16 protein-coding genes and 1 other RNA gene are annotated in these 15,737 nt (G+C 67.7%); 15 read left to right on the forward strand and 2 right to left on the reverse strand.

The genetic code is table 11. The features are described from left to right. Positions 1-32 precede the first annotated feature (32 nt). Positions 33-387: a transfer-messenger RNA gene (ssrA, locus tag FWJ24_RS04030) on the reverse strand. A gap of 148 nt (positions 388-535) precedes the next feature. On the opposite strand from ssrA, the gene FWJ24_RS04035 reads away from it, so the two are divergent. From FWJ24_RS04035 to FWJ24_RS04065, 7 genes are all read left to right on the forward strand, one after another. Next, on the forward strand, positions 536-859 hold the full coding sequence (locus FWJ24_RS04035; protein ID WP_150286460.1) for a DUF2853 family protein: 324 nt from the start codon (positions 536-538) through the stop codon (positions 857-859). A gap of 134 nt (positions 860-993) precedes the next feature. Next, positions 994-1,788 carry a thymidylate synthase gene (locus tag FWJ24_RS04040; RefSeq protein ID WP_150286461.1) on the forward strand — a complete coding sequence of 265 codons (795 nt, stop codon included), beginning with the start codon at positions 994-996 and terminating at the stop codon, positions 1,786-1,788. Further along, on the forward strand, positions 1,788-2,300 hold the full coding sequence (locus tag FWJ24_RS04045; protein ID WP_150286462.1) for a dihydrofolate reductase: 513 nt from the start codon (positions 1,788-1,790) through the stop codon (positions 2,298-2,300). Before FWJ24_RS04040 ends, FWJ24_RS04045 begins: the two co-directional genes overlap by 1 nt. A gap of 138 nt (positions 2,301-2,438) precedes the next feature. After that, positions 2,439-3,590 carry an FtsH protease activity modulator HflK gene (gene hflK, locus FWJ24_RS04050; protein ID WP_246155498.1) on the forward strand — a complete coding sequence of 384 codons (1,152 nt, stop codon included), beginning with the start codon at positions 2,439-2,441 and terminating at the stop codon, positions 3,588-3,590. Continuing rightward, a complete protein-coding gene (hflC, locus tag FWJ24_RS04055) occupies positions 3,590-4,465 on the forward strand; it encodes a protease modulator HflC (protein WP_150286464.1) in 876 nt (291 codons plus the stop codon). The genes hflK and hflC overlap by 1 nt, the downstream gene beginning before the upstream one ends. 107 nt (positions 4,466-4,572) lie before the next feature. After that, the gene (locus FWJ24_RS04060; protein ID WP_150286465.1) at positions 4,573-4,779 is read left to right on the forward strand and encodes a DUF2065 domain-containing protein; all 207 of its coding nucleotides are present in this window, start codon (positions 4,573-4,575) and stop codon (positions 4,777-4,779) included. Positions 4,780-4,896: 117 nt separating this feature from the next. Further along, entirely contained in the window at positions 4,897-6,396 is a 1,500-nt protein-coding gene (locus FWJ24_RS04065; protein WP_425468898.1) for a Do family serine endopeptidase, read from the forward strand. 112 nt (positions 6,397-6,508) lie between these two features. Here the strand turns inward: FWJ24_RS04065 and serB are convergent, their stop codons facing one another. Then, the gene (gene serB, locus FWJ24_RS04070; RefSeq protein WP_150286466.1) at positions 6,509-7,417 is read right to left on the reverse strand and encodes a phosphoserine phosphatase SerB; all 909 of its coding nucleotides are present in this window, start codon (positions 7,415-7,417) and stop codon (positions 6,509-6,511) included. A 90-nt stretch (positions 7,418-7,507) separates the two neighbouring features. On the opposite strand from serB, the gene miaA reads away from it, so the two are divergent. From miaA to FWJ24_RS04110, 8 genes are all read left to right on the forward strand, one after another. Beyond that, positions 7,508-8,428, forward strand: coding sequence for a tRNA (adenosine(37)-N6)-dimethylallyltransferase MiaA (gene miaA / locus FWJ24_RS04075; RefSeq protein ID WP_150286467.1), 921 nt, complete (start codon positions 7,508-7,510; stop codon positions 8,426-8,428). Positions 8,429-8,628: 200 nt separating this feature from the next. Then, positions 8,629-10,416: an acetolactate synthase 3 large subunit gene (locus FWJ24_RS04080; RefSeq protein ID WP_246155500.1), complete on the forward strand. Its 1,788-nt coding sequence runs from the start codon at positions 8,629-8,631 to the stop codon at positions 10,414-10,416. Positions 10,417-10,418: 2 nt separating this feature from the next. Next, positions 10,419-11,396, forward strand: coding sequence for a threonine dehydratase (locus FWJ24_RS04085; RefSeq protein WP_150286468.1), 978 nt, complete (start codon positions 10,419-10,421; stop codon positions 11,394-11,396). A gap of 23 nt (positions 11,397-11,419) precedes the next feature. After that, complete coding sequence (ilvN, locus tag FWJ24_RS04090) at positions 11,420-11,950, forward strand: acetolactate synthase small subunit (RefSeq protein ID WP_150286469.1); 531 nt, start codon at positions 11,420-11,422, stop codon at positions 11,948-11,950. 52 nt (positions 11,951-12,002) lie between these two features. Beyond that, positions 12,003-12,611 carry a LysE family translocator gene (locus FWJ24_RS04095; RefSeq protein ID WP_150286470.1) on the forward strand — a complete coding sequence of 203 codons (609 nt, stop codon included), beginning with the start codon at positions 12,003-12,005 and terminating at the stop codon, positions 12,609-12,611. A gap of 98 nt (positions 12,612-12,709) precedes the next feature. Then, positions 12,710-13,360 carry a TetR/AcrR family transcriptional regulator gene (locus FWJ24_RS04100; RefSeq protein WP_150286471.1) on the forward strand — a complete coding sequence of 217 codons (651 nt, stop codon included), beginning with the start codon at positions 12,710-12,712 and terminating at the stop codon, positions 13,358-13,360. A 21-nt stretch (positions 13,361-13,381) separates the two neighbouring features. Then, positions 13,382-14,401, forward strand: a complete 1,020-nt coding sequence (gene ilvC, locus FWJ24_RS04105; RefSeq protein WP_150286472.1) for a ketol-acid reductoisomerase — start codon at positions 13,382-13,384, stop codon at positions 14,399-14,401. Positions 14,402-14,540: 139 nt separating this feature from the next. Then, positions 14,541-15,713, forward strand: a complete 1,173-nt coding sequence (locus FWJ24_RS04110) for an endonuclease/exonuclease/phosphatase family protein (RefSeq protein ID WP_150286473.1) — start codon at positions 14,541-14,543, stop codon at positions 15,711-15,713. Positions 15,714-15,737: the final 24 nt, after the last annotated feature.

Below are 15,737 nucleotides of genomic sequence, written 5' to 3' on the forward strand. Positions count from 1 at the left end.
AAACCGGCGACGCGGCCCGGATCCGGGCGGAAAGTGGCAGGGTTCTGTTGCCAGGCCCCTGCCGGCCCCGCCTCACGGGGCTAACCGGGAGGACTTAGGTTCGGTGTTTCAAACCGCGTTACGCGGCCTGAGCAACCGGAGCATAGTTGTCATTCGCAACTATAGGTTTGACCCGATAACGGCGGTATCATGCCGAGCGAAAGTCCACCCTTTACGCCCTCGTCGATCCTGTTTCGCCCCCGCCGGAGCCCCGCATGCGGGGCTCGGGTGGAGGCGCCGGGTACCGCCCCCGGGTCCGATGGGTTTATTCCGATAGCCGTTTATCGCCATAGTCGCCACAAGGGCGACACCTTCAATATAGGCGCACTTGCGGCGGATTTGAAGCGTTGACCGGCGGTTGTGTCGTGACGACCGGAATCGCCGAGAAGATGGGGGATTCCCCGTGCGGCCTGTGGCATTTCCGGCGGAATCGTGGTCAAGTCCCGCCGTGGCTCGGGGAGCACACGATTTGTCGTTGCAGTGGGAGGGACTATCCATGGATCATCTCGCCGACGTGAAGAAATACGTCGACAAGGTCGACGAAGCTGCCATCGCCGGCATGGCCAAGACGTATGCGCTGGTGATGAGCAAGGCCGACACGCGCTATGTCGCGGCGAGCGATCCGGAAGAGGTGCAGCGCGTCGTCGACAATTTCTGCAAGAAGAAGCTCGGCCGCAAGGAGAGCGACGCGGAGCTGACGGCCGTGGTCAAGGCGCAATGCGAAAAGATGAAGGCCGACCGCACAAAGTCGCGCATCACGGTCTATTATCTCATCGCCGAGCATTTCAAGCAGCTTGCTCTGTTCCATCCCAAGGCCTGACGGTCCTTCCCGCTCCTTGCCGGAGCGGTGGACAAACCGCCGCCCGGATTGCTCCGGGACGGAACGGCGCTATCCTTCCGCCCGGCGGGGCTTCGCCGCGCGGCGGGTGCGCGGCTCGCCGGCAGGGAAAGCGCATGCAGGCCTATCTCGATCTGATGCGGACGGTGCTCGAAGAGGGCATCCCGAAGAATGACCGCACCGGAACCGGCACGCGCGCGCTGTTCGGCGCGCAGCTCCGCTTCGATCTGCGCGCCGGATTTCCGCTCGTCACGACCAAGAAGCTGCATCTGAAATCGATCGTCCACGAGCTGATCTGGTTTCTCGCCGGCGACACCAATATCCGCTATCTCAACGAGAACGGCGTCACGATCTGGGATGAATGGGCCGATGCCAATGGCGATCTCGGCCCGGTCTATGGCCGGCAATGGCGGAGCTGGCCACGGCCGGATGGCGGCGTCGTCGACCAGATCGCGGAATTGCTGGTCGAAATCCGCCGCAATCCGGATTCGCGACGGCTCGTCGTCTCGGCCTGGAACCCGGCGGATATCCCGGCCATGGCGCTGGCGCCCTGCCATTGCCTGTTCCAGTTCCACGTCGCGGGCGGGCGGCTCTCCTGCCAGCTCTACCAGCGCTCGGCGGATATTTTCCTCGGCGTGCCGTTCAACATCGCCTCCTACGCGCTGCTGACGCATATGATCGCGCAGGTGACCGGGCTCGAAGTGGGGGATTTCGTCCACAGCTTCGGCGATGTCCATCTCTATTCGAACCATGTCGCGCAGGCGCGCGAGCAGCTCACCCGCGCACCACGTCCGCTGCCGCGGCTGCGGCTCAACCCGGCGGTGACGGATCTCTTCGCCTTCCGCTTCGAGGATGTGGCGATCGAGGGCTACGATCCGCATCCCGCGATCAAGGCGCCCGTGGCGGTGTGATGGCGGAACCGGCGATCGTCCTCGTCGCAGCGGTGGCGCGCAACGGCGTCATCGGCCGCGACAACCGCCTGCTCTGGCGGCTGAAGAGCGATATGCGGCATTTCCGCGCGCTGACCATGGGCAGGCCGGTGATCATGGGGCGGCGGACCTACGAATCGATCGGCGCGCCGCTGCCCGGGCGGCGGATCATCGTCGTCACCCGAGATCCGGCCTGGCATGCGGAGGGCGTGGCAGCGGCGCCCGCGCCCGAGGCGGCCCTGGCGCTTGCGCGCATCGTCGCGGCCGAGACCGGCGGCGCGGAGATCATCGTCGCGGGCGGCGCGGAGATCTATGCCGCCTTCCTCGGCATGGCCGACCGGCTGGAGATCACCGAGGTCGATCTCGCGCCGGAGGGCGATGCCGTATTCCCGGCGATCGACACGACGCTCTGGCGCGAGGAGAGCCGGGTTTCCGGCGTGAAAACCGCCGATGACGAGGCGGCTTTCGCCTTCGTCCGGTATGCGCGCCGTTGACCTTCGCGCCGCGAAGACCCAAATGGTTCCCGTCAGCTGCTCCGATGTCCCGCCGCCCGGCGGCGGGCCGGGACGGGCGGGGAGGACGGCATGCCCTGGTCGAGCGGCGGACGACATGGCGGGAGAGAAGGCGACAAGATGAGCAACGGACCCTGGCAGCCGAGGGGGCAGGGCCCCCGGAACCCGAATCCCTGGGGCGGCGGCCCGGCCGGCGGCGGCCATGGCGGCCGCGAGCCGCCGGATCTCGAGGAGATCCTGCGCCGCAGCCAGGACCGGCTCCGGCGCGTGATTCCCGGCGGGGGCGGCGAGGGCGGCGGCATCGGCCGCCTCGGTGCGATCGGCATTGCCTTTCTCGGCCTGCTCGCGATCGCCGGCTGGCTGCTGACCGGGTTCTACACCGTGCGTCCCAACGAGATTGGGATCGAGCGCGTCTTCGGCCGGTTCGCGGCGCTGACCGCGCCGGGCCTCAACTGGAACTGGCCCTACCCGGTTGGGCGGATCGACAAGCCGACCATCGCGGTGCAGACCATCGAGGTCGGTCTGCGCTCCGATGCGCGCGGCCGCGGCGGGGTGCGCGACGTGCGCGAGGAAAGCCTGATGCTGACCGGCGACGAGAATATCGTCGATGTCGATTTCGCGGTTCTCTGGCTGGTCGATGCGCGACGCCCGCAGGATTTCGTCTTCAACCTGCGCGAGCCGGCCGGCACCGTGAAGGCTGTCGCCGAGAGCGCGATGCGCGAGGTGATCGGGCGGCGCGAGATCCAGCCGATCCTGACCGGCGCCCGGCTCGAGATCGAGCGCGAGGTGCAGGAATTGATGCAGAAGACCCTCAACGGCTACGGCGCGGGCATCATCATCCAGCAGGTGCAGATGCAGAAGGTCGATCCGCCGAACGAGGTCATCAACGCCTTCCGCGACGTACAGGCGGCGCGCGCCGATCAGGAACGCATGCAGAACGAGGCGCAGACCTATGCCAACCGCATGATCCCCGAGGCGCGCGGTGAAGCCTCGCGCATCATCCAGCGCGCCGAGGCCGAGCGCGAGCGGATGATCGCCGATGCGCGCGGCGAGGCCGCGAGATTCAATTCCGTGCTCGACGAATACAGCAAGGCGCCGGACGTGACGCGCCAGCGCCTCTATCTCGAGACGATCGAACGCATTTATGGCGGCATGGACAAGGTGATCATCGACCAGGGCCGGCAGAACGGCGCCCAGGGCGTGGTGCCGTTCCTGCCGCTCAACGAAATGATCCGGCCACGCGCCGGCACCACCGAGCCGGGGAGGCGCTGATGTTCCGCTCGATCTTCGCGGTCCTGGCCGCCGCCATCCTCGTGATCGGCTCGGCCTCGATCTTCACCGTCGACCAGACCGAGCAGGCGATCGTCACCCAGTTCGGCCAGCCGAAACGGGTGATTACGGCGCCGGGTCTCAATTTCAAGCTGCCCTTCATCCAGCAGGTCATCTCGCTCGACCGGCGCGTGCTCGATCTCGAGACACCCTCGGTCGAGGCGATCACCGCCGACCAGAAGCGGCTCGTCGTCGATACCTTCGCCCGCTACCGGATCGAGAATCCGCTGCGCTATTTCCAGGCGACGGCGGGCTCGGAACTGCGCGGCAAGCAGCAGCTCGGCACGTTCATGGACGCGGCGCTGCGCCGCGTGCTCGGCGAATCGACCTTCCAGCTGGTCGTGAAGGAGGATCGCGCCGGGCTGACGGCGAAGATCCGTAGCCAGGTCAACGCCGAGGCGCAGGCGCTCGGGGTCGCGATTGTCGATATCCGCATCCGCCGCGCCGACCTGCCGGACCAGAACAGCCAAGCGATCTTCTCGCGCATGCAGACCGAGCGCCAGCGCGAGGCCGCGGAGCTTCGGGCCCAGGGTACGGAAATCTCGGAGCGGATCAAGGCGCAGGCGGACCGCACCGTAACCGTCACCAAGGCTGAGGCCGAGCGCCAGGCGCGCGAGGCACTCGGCAAGGGCGAGGCGGAGCGTACGCGCCTTCTCGCTGATTCCTATAACCGGGACCCGGAATTCTTCGCCTTCTACCGCTCGCTCCAGGCCTATGAGCAGGGTCTGAAATCATCCGACACCAGGCTCGTCATCACGCCGGACAGCGAGTTCTTCCGCTATCTCAACAGCCCGACCGGCGGCGCGGCGAAGCGCTGACCGGATGGCGGGCCGCCGGGGCGGAGATCCCGGCGGCGGGGGCACAAGGGGGGACGCGGCATGGGCAGGGCATGTCGGGAGGCGGCGGATCGACGCGCCGGGCGCGGATGAGAGATTTCATCACCGCGCTGGCGCTGATGTTCGCGATCGAGGGGCTGTGTTTCGCGGCCTTCCCCGCCGCCATGCGCCGGGCTCTGCGCGATGCCGCCGAGATGCCCGAGCGCCTGCTGCGCGTGTTCGGCATCGCGGGGGCAGTGCTCGGGGTGTTCCTGGTCTGGGCGAGCAAGGGGTTCCCCGCGTTCACCCTGTTGTGATGTCGGATGTGCGGATCGGCCCTGGCGTGTGATGTTTTTGTCGCGCTTCGGCCACATTTTCTGCCTTGATGAAACGTCGTCGCGGGCGGCGATCACGATGAGGAGAATTCCATGCTGATGAACCCAGCCCTTGCCGGAGTGGCGGAGCGGACGCCGCTGCGCACGATGCCGGGCCGGATCGCGCGGGCCTTCGGCGCGCTTGCCCTGTGCGTCGTCGTGCTGCTGCCCGGCGCGGGCACGGCGCAGGCGCGCGGCCCGGAGAGCATCGCCGATGTCGCCGAGCGCGTCATGGATGCGGTGGTCAACATCAAGGCCAGTCAGAAGGTGGCGCAGCGTGCGGTGCCGCTGCCGCAATTGCCGCCGGGTTCGCCCTTCGAGGACCTTTTCAACGATTTCTTCAACCGCAACAACCCGCAGGGGCGCCCGCAGCAGCCGCAGCAACGCTCCTCCTCGCTCGGCTCCGGCTTCGTGGTCGATGCGCAGGGCACGATCATCACCAACAACCACGTGATCGCCGAGGCGACGGATATCGTCGCGGTGTTCGCGGACGGCACCGAACTCAAGGCCGAGGTGGTCGGCAAGGACCAGAAGACCGATCTCGCGGTGCTGCGGGTGAAATCCGAAAAGCCGCTGAAATTCGTGAAATTCGGGGACAGCGACCGGCTGCGCGTCGGCGAATGGGTGATCGCGATCGGCAATCCGTTCGGCTTCGGCGGCTCGGTCTCGGCCGGCATCGTCTCGGCCAAGCAGCGCAATATCCGCTCCGGCCCCTATGACGATTTCATCCAGACCGATGCGGCCATCAACAAGGGCAATTCGGGCGGGCCGCTGTTCAACCTCGACGGCGATGTCGTCGGCATCAACACCGCGATCATCTCGCCGACCGGTGGCTCGATCGGCATCGGCTTCTCGGTGCCGGCGAATCTCGCGATCCCGGTGATCGAGCAGCTCAAGCAATATGGCGAGACCCGCCGCGGCTGGCTCGGCGTCGCGATCCAGGACGTGGACGAGGATACGGCGGATGCGCTGAAGCTCGGCCGGCCGCGCGGCGCGCTCATCATCAATGTCGACGAGAAGGGCCCGGCCAAGCCCGCCGGCTTCGAGCGCGAGGATGTGATCGTCAAGTTCGATGGCAAGGAGATCCGCCGCTCCTCCGACCTGCCGCGCATCGTCGCGCAGACCCCGGTCGGCAAGGAGGTCGAGGTCGTCGTCATGCGCCAGGGCCGCGAGGTGGTGCGCAAGGTGACGCTCGGCCGGCTCGAGGAGCAGCCGCAGCAGGCCTCCCTGGAAACCAAGGACGCGCAGCGCGCCGCCCCCACCGCGATGCTCGGCCTCGAACTCGCCCCGCTCAATGCCGAGACGCGCCGCCGCTTCAATGTGAAGGACGGGATCGAGGGCGTGGTCGTCACCAAGGTCGAGCCGGATTCGGTGGCGGCCGAGCGGCGGATCACGGCCGGCGACGTCATCGTCGAGGTGCAGCGCGAGGCCGTGAAGACGGCGGCCGATATCCGGAAGCGCATCGAGGCGCTCAAGGGGCAGGGGCAGCGTCGGGCGCTGTTCTACATCGCCTCGGGGCCGCAGGGCACGCTGCGTTACGTCACGCTGCCGATCCAGTGAGGCGGAAGCCCGGCCCCGGATCGGGCTCCGGTCCGGATTGATGGCGGCGGGATGGGCGACCGTCCCGCCGTTTTATTGCCCGCCGTTCTATCTGGCGGGGTGGGGTGGGATTTTACCCGCCCGAGACGATCTCCTCGTCGCGATAGCCTTGGAAATAGAGCAGAGCCCGCAGGTCGGTGTGATCGATCCGGGCATGGGCCGCCGCGGCGACGATCGGCTTGGCACGGAAGGCGACGCCCAGCCCCGCCTCGCCGAGCATGGCGAGATCGTTGGCGCCGTCGCCGACGGCGAGGCTCGCCTCTCGGGGCAGGCCGAGCCGGGCGCGCAGCTCGAGCAGCGTCTCGCGCTTGGCCTCCCGGCCCAGGATCGGCGCGCGGACATCGCCCGTGAACCGGCCATCGGCGATTTCGAGCACGTTCGAGCGATGCATGTCGAAGCCGATCCGCGCCGAGACGGGACCGGTGAAGACCGTGAATCCGCCCGAGACCAGCGCCGTGTAGGCGCCGTCCCGGCGCATCGTTCGGACCAGTTCCGCTCCGCCCGGCGTGAGGGTGATGCGCTCGGCGAGCAGACGCTCCACGATCGCGGCGTCGAGTCCCCGGAGCAGCGCCACCCGCTCGCGAAGGGCCGGCTCGAAGGCGATCTCGCCGCGCATCGCGCGCTCGGTGATGGCGCTGACTTCGGCGCGCAGCCCGGCCATATCCGCCAGCTCGTCGATGCATTCCTGGCCGATCATGGTCGAATCCATGTCGGCGAGGAACAGCCGCTTGCGCCGCGCAGCGCTCGGCTGCACCGCGATATCGACCGGCAGGCCGGTGAGCGCGGCGCGCAGGGAATCGGCGAGCAGGGCGGGGTCGTCGCCGACGAAATGCAGGTCCACCGCACGGCCGGGCGCGAGCACGGCGATCTCGGCCGCCGGCAGCGCCTCGCGCGCGCGGGCGATCGCCGCGAGATCGAGGCAGGGATTCGCGGCCGGGGCGACGAGCGTCGCGACGAGCGGGTGGGGAATGGATCGGGGCATCGGGATCTCGCGCGGGTTCGGCGGGGCTCGCATTCGGCTCCGCGAGCGGGTAGCACGGAAGCCGATGAACGCAAGCGGAACCCGCAGCGCATGGCCTTCGCCCTTCTCATCGCCGGTCCGACCGCCAGCGGGAAATCCGCGCTGGCGATGGCGCGCGCGGCCCTGACGGACGGACTCGTCGTCAATGCCGATTCGATGCAGGTCTATGCCGATCTGCGCGTGCTCTCGGCCCGGCCGGATGCCGCGGACGAGGCGCGTGTGCCCCACCGGCTCTACGGCATTGCCGGCGCCCGCGAGGAATTCTCGGTGGGGCGCTGGCTGGCGGCGGTGGCGCCGCTTCTCGACGCGGCGCGGCGCGGCGGCAATCCGCTGGTGATCGTCGGCGGAACGGGGCTCTATTTCCGGGCACTGACCGAGGGGCTCGTCGAGACGCCGCCGGTTCCGGAAGCGATCCGCGCCGAATGGCGGGCGCGGGCGGCGGCGGGCGCCGATCTTCATGCCGAACTCGCGGCACGCGATCCGGCCCGCGCGGCGGCGCTCGCCCCGGCCGATACGCCCCGGCTGCTGCGCGCGCTCGAACTGCATGCCGCGACGGGGCGGCGCTATTCCGATTGGCTTGCCGCGGCGCCGGGCCGGCCGCTGCTGGCGCCCGGCGAATGGCGCGGCGTGTTCCTGGACCCCGACCGCGCGGGGCTGCATGCCGCGATCGACCGGCGCTTTGTGGCGATGGTCGCCGCCGGCGCGCTGGAGGAGGTGCGGCGGCTTGCGGCACTTGATCCACCGCTGCCGCGCAATCTCGGGGTGATGAAGGCGCATGGCGTGCCCCATCTCGCCGATCATCTCGCCGGGCGCATCGATCTCGCCGAGGCGATCCGGCGCGGGCAGGCGGATACGCGACGCTATGCGCGGCGGCAGGTGATCTTCGCGCGCAAATATCTCGCCGGACCGGGTTGGCGCTGGTGTGCCGATGCGGCCACCGCAGCGCGCAGCCTCGACCATTTTGACGATTGACGCCCGCTCCCGCGCTCGTGTAGCGTTCGCCCGAACCGGAGAGACTGATGAATCTCATTCTTGTATCCTGCGCGCCGATGGAGGGTCTGGGCTGAAGCCAGAACCCCATGTCGGCGCGCATTCCGAAGGCCCCCTCGCGAGGGCCTTTTTTGTTGCGCGCTTTCCTGTTCCGAATGCCGATTCCGCCGATGGAGACCGCCATGACCGACCCGAACACCCCGCCCGAAACCATGACTGGCGCCGAAATGGTCGTCCGCGCCATGCGGGACCAGGATGTCGATCTGCTTTTCGGCTATCCCGGCGGCGCGGTACTGCCGATCTACGACGCCCTGTTCCAGCAGAATTCGATCCGGCATATCCTTGTCCGCCACGAGCAGGGGGCGGTGCACGCCGCCGAGGGCTATGCCCGCTCCTCCGGCAAGGTGGGCGTGGTGCTGGTGACGTCCGGCCCCGGCGCGACCAATGCCGTGACCGGCCTCACCGATGCGCTGCTCGATTCCATCCCGCTCGTCTGCTTCACCGGCCAGGTGCCGACGCATCTCATCGGCTCGGACGCGTTCCAGGAATGCGACACGGTCGGCATCACGCGGCATTGCACCAAGCACAATTACCTCGTGAAGCGGATCGAGGACCTGCCGCGCATCATCCACGAGGCGTTCTATGTCGCGAAATCCGGCCGGCCGGGGCCGGTGGTGATCGATATCCCGAAGGATATCCAGTTCGCGAGCGGCGCCTATTCCGGCCCCGGCGCGATCGAGGAGCTCGGGCACAAATCCTATCGTCCCCGGGTGCGGGGCGACCGTGCGCGGATCGAGGCGGCGGTGGCGCTGATGGCGCGGGCGAAGCGGCCGGTGTTCTATACCGGCGGCGGCATCATCAATGCCGGCCCCGAGGCGAGCCGATTGCTGCGTGAATTCGCGCAGATCACCGGCTTTCCCGTCACCTCGACGCTGATGGGGCTCGGCGCCTTCCCCGCCAACAATCCGCAATGGCTCGGGATGCTCGGGATGCACGGTACCTACGAGGCCAATCTCGCGATGCATGGCTGCGACGTGATGATCAATCTCGGCGCCCGCTTCGACGACCGGATCACCGGGCGGCTCGACGCCTTCTCGCCGGGCAGCCGCAAGATCCATGTCGATATCGACCCGTCCTCGATCAACAAGAACGTCAAGGTCGATATCGGCATCGTGGGCGATTGCGCCCATGTGATCGCCGAGATGATCGAGGTCTGGAAGGAGCGGGCCTATGAGGCCGATGCCGCCGCGCTCAAGGCCTGGTGGGGCGAGATCACCAAATGGCGCTCGCGCAATTCGCTCGGCTACCGGAATTCCACCGAGGTCATCAAGCCGCAATACGCCATCGAGCGGCTCTACGAACTCACCCGGGGCCGCAAGACCTGCATCACCACCGAGGTCGGCCAGCACCAGATGTGGGCGGCGCAGCACTTCCATTTCAACGAGCCGAACCGCTGGATGACCTCCGGCGGGCTCGGCACGATGGGCTATGGCCTGCCGGCGGCGATCGGCGCCCAGCTCGCGCATCCGGATGCGCTGGTGATCGATATCGCGGGCGAGGCCTCGATCCTGATGAACATGCAGGAGATGTCGACGGCGGCGCAGTATCGCCTGCCGGTCAAGGTGTTCATCCTCAACAACGAATATATGGGCATGGTCCGCCAATGGCAGGAATTGCTGCATGGCGGGCGCTATTCGGAGAGCTATTCGGCCGCGCTGCCGGATTTCGTGAAGCTCGCCGATGCCTACCACGCCCATGGCATCCGCTGCGCGGACCCGGCCAGGCTCGACGATGCGATCCGCGAGATGATCGAGTATCCCGGCCCGGTGATCTTCGATTGCCTCGTCGCCAAGGAAGAGAACTGCTTCCCGATGATCCCCTCGGGCAAGGCGCATAACGAGATGATCCTGCCCGATTTTTCCGGCGAGGTCGGCAATGTCATCGATGCCAAGGGCAAGCAGCTGGTGTGATGATGTTCACCCTTCCCGAGCTCCGGGCTGCAGCGGAGATCGTGCATGCCGCGATGCCGCCCACGCCCGCCTATGCCTGGCCGCTTCTGGGCGAGCGGCTCGGCTGCACAATCATCGTCAAGCACGAGAACCACACGCCGACCGGCGCGTTCAAGGTGCGAGGCGGGCTCGTCTATCTCGATCGCCTCCGGCGCGAGCGGCCGCATGTGCCCGGCATCGTCTCCGCCACGCGCGGCAATCACGGCCAGAGCCTCGCCTATGCCGGTCGCCGGCACGGCGTGGCGGTGACCATCCTCGTGCCGCACGGGAACTCAACCGAGAAGAACGCGGCGATGCGTGCGTTCGGCGCGGACCTCATCGAGCATGGCGCGGATTTCCAGGAAGCGCGCGAGGAAGCCGGGCGGCTCGCTCAGGAGCGCGGGCTTGAGATGGTTCCGTCCTTCCATCGCGATCTCGTGCTTGGCGTCGCCACTTACGCGCTTGAACTGCTCACCGCGCATCCCGATCTCGCGCGGCTCTATGTGCCGATCGGGCAGGGCTCCGGTATCTGCGGCTCCATCCTCGCGCGCGACCTGCTCGGGGCGAAAACCGAGATCGTCGGTGTGCAATCCGCCGGCGCGCCGGCCTATGCGCTCTCCTTCGCGGCGGGACATCCGGTCTCGACCGCGACGGCCGAGACCTTCGCCGACGGCGTGGCGACGCGCGTGCCGGATCCGGAAGCCCTCGCCATCATCCGCCGGGGCGCGGCGCGCATCGTCCAGGTGAGCGACGACGAGATTGCGGCGGCGATCCGCGCCTATTGGACCGATACCCACAACCTGGCGGAAGGGGCGGGGGCTGCCCCGCTCGCCGCCGCGCTGCAGGAACGGATGGCCAATGCCGGGCAACGGATCGGCGTGATCCTTTGCGGCGGCAATATCGATCTTGCGCTGTTCCGCCGCCGGGTGCTCGACGAGCCCGTGGCCGTGGCGGCGCAATGACCCCGAGGAACCGGAACGAGACCATGAAATCGCATTATACCGACCCGACAGAGATCCAGCTTCCCGAGCGCCGCACCTATTGCGTGCTGGTCGACAACGAGCCCGGCGTGCTCGCGCGGATCGCCGGGATGTTCTCCGGCCGGGGCTACAATATCGAGAGCCTCACCGTTTCCGAGACCGAGCACGAGAAGCATCTCTCGCGGATCACCATCGTCACCTCCGGCACCAAGGCGGTGCTCGATCAGATCGAGGCGCAGCTCGACCGGCTGGTGCCGGTGCATCGGGTGGTCAATCTCTCGGCCAAGCCGGCGATCGAGCGGGAACTGGCGCTCGTCAAGGTCAGGGGCACGGGCGAGCACCGGATGGAGGCGCTGCGCCTCGCCACCGCCTTCGGCGCGCGGCCGGTCGATGCGACCCTCGAAAGCTTCGTCTTCGAGATCACCGGGGCGAGCGAGGATGTCGAGCGCTTCATCAACCTCATGACCGCGATCGGCCTCGTCGAGGTGAGCCGCACCGGCGCCGCGGCGATCGCGCGCGGGAGCGAGGGATTGTAGGTGCGGGAGGGCGGCTCCGCCTCGCCCTTCGCCCATGCTGCAGGGGATTTCGATGCCGACCGAGACCGTTCTTGCCTTTCTCGCCTTCGCCTTCGCGAGTTCGGTGACGCCGGGGCCGAACAACATGATGCTCGTCGCCTCCGGGGTGAATTTCGGGCTCCGGCGCACGCTCTCGCATGTCGCGGGCATCAATGTCGGCTTTCCGGTGATGCTGCTGCTCTCCGGGCTCGGGCTGGGGCAGGTCTTCCACCGCTACCCGGCGCTTTATGGCGCGATGAAGGTGATCGGCATCGCCTACATGCTCTGGCTTGCCTGGAAGATTGCCCGGTCGGGCCCCGTCGGCGAGGGCCGGGAGATCGGCAGCCCGATGCGCTTCTGGCAGGCGGCGGCGTTCCAATGGGTCAATCCCAAGGCCTGGGCGATGGTCGTGGGCGCCATCGCCGCCTATACGGTGCCGGAGAATTACCTTGGCTCGCTGCTGATGATCACCGTGCTCTATGCGCTCACGGGTGCGCCGGGCTCGCTGATCTGGGCGGCGTTCGGCGCGGCGATGCGCGGGTTCCTGTCCGATCCCGGCAAGGTGCGGTGGTTCAACATCGCCATGGCGCTTCTGCTGGTCGCCTCGCTCTGGCCGGCGCTGGCGGAACTGCTCGCGCCGTGAATTCCGTTTGACGCATGCCCAGCGCTGCTTTACCAAAAGCCGAACCGTAACGTTCGTTACGCTCGCCGCGGGCGGGCGATCATGGAGCGCCGCCCGGCATGGAGACGGAAGCCGCCCCAGGGGAGCGCGTGTTCAGCCCGCGGCAGGCCGAGGTGCTGGAGGCGGCGCTGCGCGAACTGGTCGAGGGCGGCCGGCCGCTAACCATGGGCGCGGTGGCCAAGCGCGCCGCCTGCTCCAAGGAAACGCTCTACAAATGGTTCGATGATCGCGACGGGCTGCTGACCGCGATCGTGCGCTTCCAGGCGGCGCGGGTGCAGGTGGCGGCGGTCGAGCCGGGGCGGCTCGATCTTGCCTCGCTGACGGCGCGACTTGAGGAATTCGCCGCCAACTGGCTGAGGGTGATCGCCTCCGAGACCTCGATCGCCCTCAACCGCGTGGCGATCGGCCAGGCGGGGGGCGGCGCGGTGCCGCTCGGCGCCATCGTTCTGGAAAACGGTCGTTTCGCGCTCGGGCGACGGCTGAAGCCGGTTCTGGAAGCGGGGCGCGCGGCGGGGCTGATCGATTTCCCGGAGAGCGAGGAGGCGTTCCGCACCTTCTTCGGGCTTTTCGCGCGCGATGTGCAGATCCGCCTGCTGCTCGGCGAGCGGCTCGACCTCGCGCCCGACACGATCCGCGCCGACGCCCGGCGCGCCGCGCGACAGTTTCTCACGCTCTACGGAGCCCAACCCAGCACCGGCATGCCGGGCTGAAACCACAGGAAGGATAACGCCATGCGCGTCTATTACGATCGCGATGCCGATCTCAACCTCATCAAGGCGAAGAAGGTCGCCATCGTCGGCTATGGCTCGCAGGGACGGGCGCATGCGCTGAACCTCAAGGATTCCGGCGTCAAGGAGATCCGCATCGCGCTGAAGCCGGGCTCGGCGACCGCGAAGAAGGTCGAGGCCGACGGGCTTCAGGTCATGAGCGTCGCGGAAGCGGCGAAATGGGCCGACATGATGATGATGGCGACGCCGGACGAACTCCAGGCTGATATCTACCGCAACGAGATCGCGCCCCATATCCGCGACGGCGCCGCGATCGCCTTCGCCCATGGCCTCAACGTGCATTTCGGGCTCATCGAGCCGAAGGCAAGCGTCGATGTCGTGATGATCGCGCCGAAGGGGCCGGGCCACACCGTGCGCGGCGAATACCAGAAGGGCGGCGGCGTGCCCTGCCTCGTCGCCGTGCACCAGAACCCTTCGGGCAACGCGCTCGAACTCGCGCTCTCCTATGCCTGCGGCGTCGGCGGCGGGCGCTCCGGGATCATCGAGACCAATTTCAAGGAGGAATGCGAGACCGACCTGTTCGGCGAGCAGGTCGTGCTCTGCGGCGGTCTGGTCGAACTGATCCGCGCCGGGTTCGAGACGCTGGTGGAAGCCGGCTACGCGCCGGAAATGGCCTATTTCGAGTGCCTGCACGAGGTGAAGCTGATCGTCGACCTCATCTACGAGGGCGGCATCGCCAACATGAACTATTCGATCTCCAACACGGCGGAATGGGGCGAATATGTCTCCGGGCCGCGCATCATCACCGCCGAGACCAAGGCCGAGATGAAGCGGGTGCTGAAGGACATCCAGACCGGCAAGTTCACCAGCGAGTGGATGCAGGAATACCGCTCCGGCATGGCGCGCTTCAAGGGTATCCGCCGCCTCAACGACGCGCACCAGATCGAGCAGGTGGGCGAGAAGCTGCGCGGCATGATGCCGTGGATCTCCAAGAACGCGCTGGTTGACAAAGCGCGGAACTGATCCGGCGCGAAACGGATCCGGCGCAGATGGGGCTTGCCCCGTTTGCGCCGGCATCCTCACGCCAGCAATTTGACAGCGCGAGGTGAATCTCCCCAAGCTCGCGGCGAAGCGGCGCCTCCCGCGCCCGGATCAACCGGCCATGTCCTCGCGCGCCTTCCGCCTCGCCACCTTCAACCTCGAGAACCTCTATTCCCGCCCCGATTTCTGGGATCCGCAGCGGCGTTCGGACCAGCAGGTCGGCAATGTGTTCTTCGAGGATCGCGACGAGGCGCGGGCGGCCAAACGCATCGCCGAGGCGGTCCTGTCGGATGACAAGTGCCAGCTCACGGCACTCGCGCTGCTTGCGACGAGAGCGGATATCGTCGCGCTCCAGGAGGTCGACAGCGAGGCGGCGCTGCGCTCCTTCCGCGAGAGCTATCTCAAGAAGCTCGAGGGGCCGGATGTCGCGCAGGCGATGCGGGCGGTGATCTTCCGCGATCCGCCGCCCGCGCCGGATGCGGTGCGGCGGGCGCGGGAGATGGCGATCGCGCGCGTGAACTATCGCTATCTCCATGTTTCCGAGGGCAATGACCGGCGCGGGATCGATATCGGCCTGCTCGCCCGGATCGGTTGGCAGAGCGTGACGAGCCATGCGGCGCTGACCTTCGCGGATCTCGATATCTGGCCGGAGGGGATGGATGCCTATCGCGAGGGGCCGCCGGATGATCCGCGTCCCGTCGCCCGCACCGACCGGCTGTTCAAGCGCGACCTGCTCCAGGCGGAGTTCATCATCGACGGGCGCAACTTCACGCTCTTCACCTGCCATCTGAAGTCGATGAATGGCGGCCGCCGCGCAACGCGGGTCGTGAGGCTCGCCGAAACCATGGCGATCCGGCGGCTGATCGAGCAGCGCTTCGCCGATCATCAAGGCGGCCCGGCGGCGGCCAACTGGGCGATCGCCGGCGACATGAACGATTATTACGAGGTCGACGGCGTGCGCGACCTGCGCGATTACCATACCGGCGAGCCGAGCCCGACCGCGCTCGACCCGCTGCTGGCGGATGGATTTGCCGTCAACCTGATGGAGCGCCGCCCGGCGGAGGAGCGCTGGACGACGTATCACCCGCCGGACGATGTCTATACCCAGCTCGATTACATCCTCGTCTCGCCGGCGCTGGCGCAGGCCAATCCGCATGCTGTTCCCGAGGTGATCCGTCAGGGGCAGCCCTTCCGCGCGGCGCGCCATGCCGGTCCGCGCTTCCCCCGGATCGGCTGGGACCGGCCGAAATCCTCCGATCATTGCCCCGTGGTGGTGGAACTGCGGCTGCCGTGAGGCGGGCGATTCCCGCTTGCCTCG

Origin of the sequence: Rhabdaerophilum calidifontis (assembly GCF_008641065.1) — a bacterium.
GTDB lineage: Bacteria > Pseudomonadota > Alphaproteobacteria > Rhizobiales > Beijerinckiaceae > Rhabdaerophilum > Rhabdaerophilum calidifontis.

Coding starts and splice junctions, on each gene's coding strand:
- FWJ24_RS04035 (WP_150286460.1), top strand. CDS start 536: ATGGATCATCTCGCCGACGTGAAGAAATACGTCGACAAGGTCGACGAA.
- FWJ24_RS04040 (WP_150286461.1), top strand. CDS start 994: ATGCAGGCCTATCTCGATCTGATGCGGACGGTGCTCGAAGAGGGCATC.
- FWJ24_RS04045 (WP_150286462.1), top strand. CDS start 1,788: ATGGCGGAACCGGCGATCGTCCTCGTCGCAGCGGTGGCGCGCAACGGC.
- hflK (WP_246155498.1), top strand. CDS start 2,439: ATGAGCAACGGACCCTGGCAGCCGAGGGGGCAGGGCCCCCGGAACCCG.
- hflC (WP_150286464.1), top strand. CDS start 3,590: ATGTTCCGCTCGATCTTCGCGGTCCTGGCCGCCGCCATCCTCGTGATC.
- FWJ24_RS04060 (WP_150286465.1), top strand. CDS start 4,573: ATGAGAGATTTCATCACCGCGCTGGCGCTGATGTTCGCGATCGAGGGG.
- FWJ24_RS04065 (WP_425468898.1), top strand. CDS start 4,897: ATGAACCCAGCCCTTGCCGGAGTGGCGGAGCGGACGCCGCTGCGCACG.
- serB (WP_150286466.1), bottom strand. CDS start 7,417: ATGCCCCGATCCATTCCCCACCCGCTCGTCGCGACGCTCGTCGCCCCG.
- miaA (WP_150286467.1), top strand. CDS start 7,508: ATGGCCTTCGCCCTTCTCATCGCCGGTCCGACCGCCAGCGGGAAATCC.
- FWJ24_RS04080 (WP_246155500.1), top strand. CDS start 8,629: ATGACCGACCCGAACACCCCGCCCGAAACCATGACTGGCGCCGAAATG.
- FWJ24_RS04085 (WP_150286468.1), top strand. CDS start 10,419: ATGTTCACCCTTCCCGAGCTCCGGGCTGCAGCGGAGATCGTGCATGCC.
- ilvN (WP_150286469.1), top strand. CDS start 11,420: ATGAAATCGCATTATACCGACCCGACAGAGATCCAGCTTCCCGAGCGC.
- FWJ24_RS04095 (WP_150286470.1), top strand. CDS start 12,003: ATGCCGACCGAGACCGTTCTTGCCTTTCTCGCCTTCGCCTTCGCGAGT.
- FWJ24_RS04100 (WP_150286471.1), top strand. CDS start 12,710: ATGGAGACGGAAGCCGCCCCAGGGGAGCGCGTGTTCAGCCCGCGGCAG.
- ilvC (WP_150286472.1), top strand. CDS start 13,382: ATGCGCGTCTATTACGATCGCGATGCCGATCTCAACCTCATCAAGGCG.
- FWJ24_RS04110 (WP_150286473.1), top strand. CDS start 14,541: ATGTCCTCGCGCGCCTTCCGCCTCGCCACCTTCAACCTCGAGAACCTC.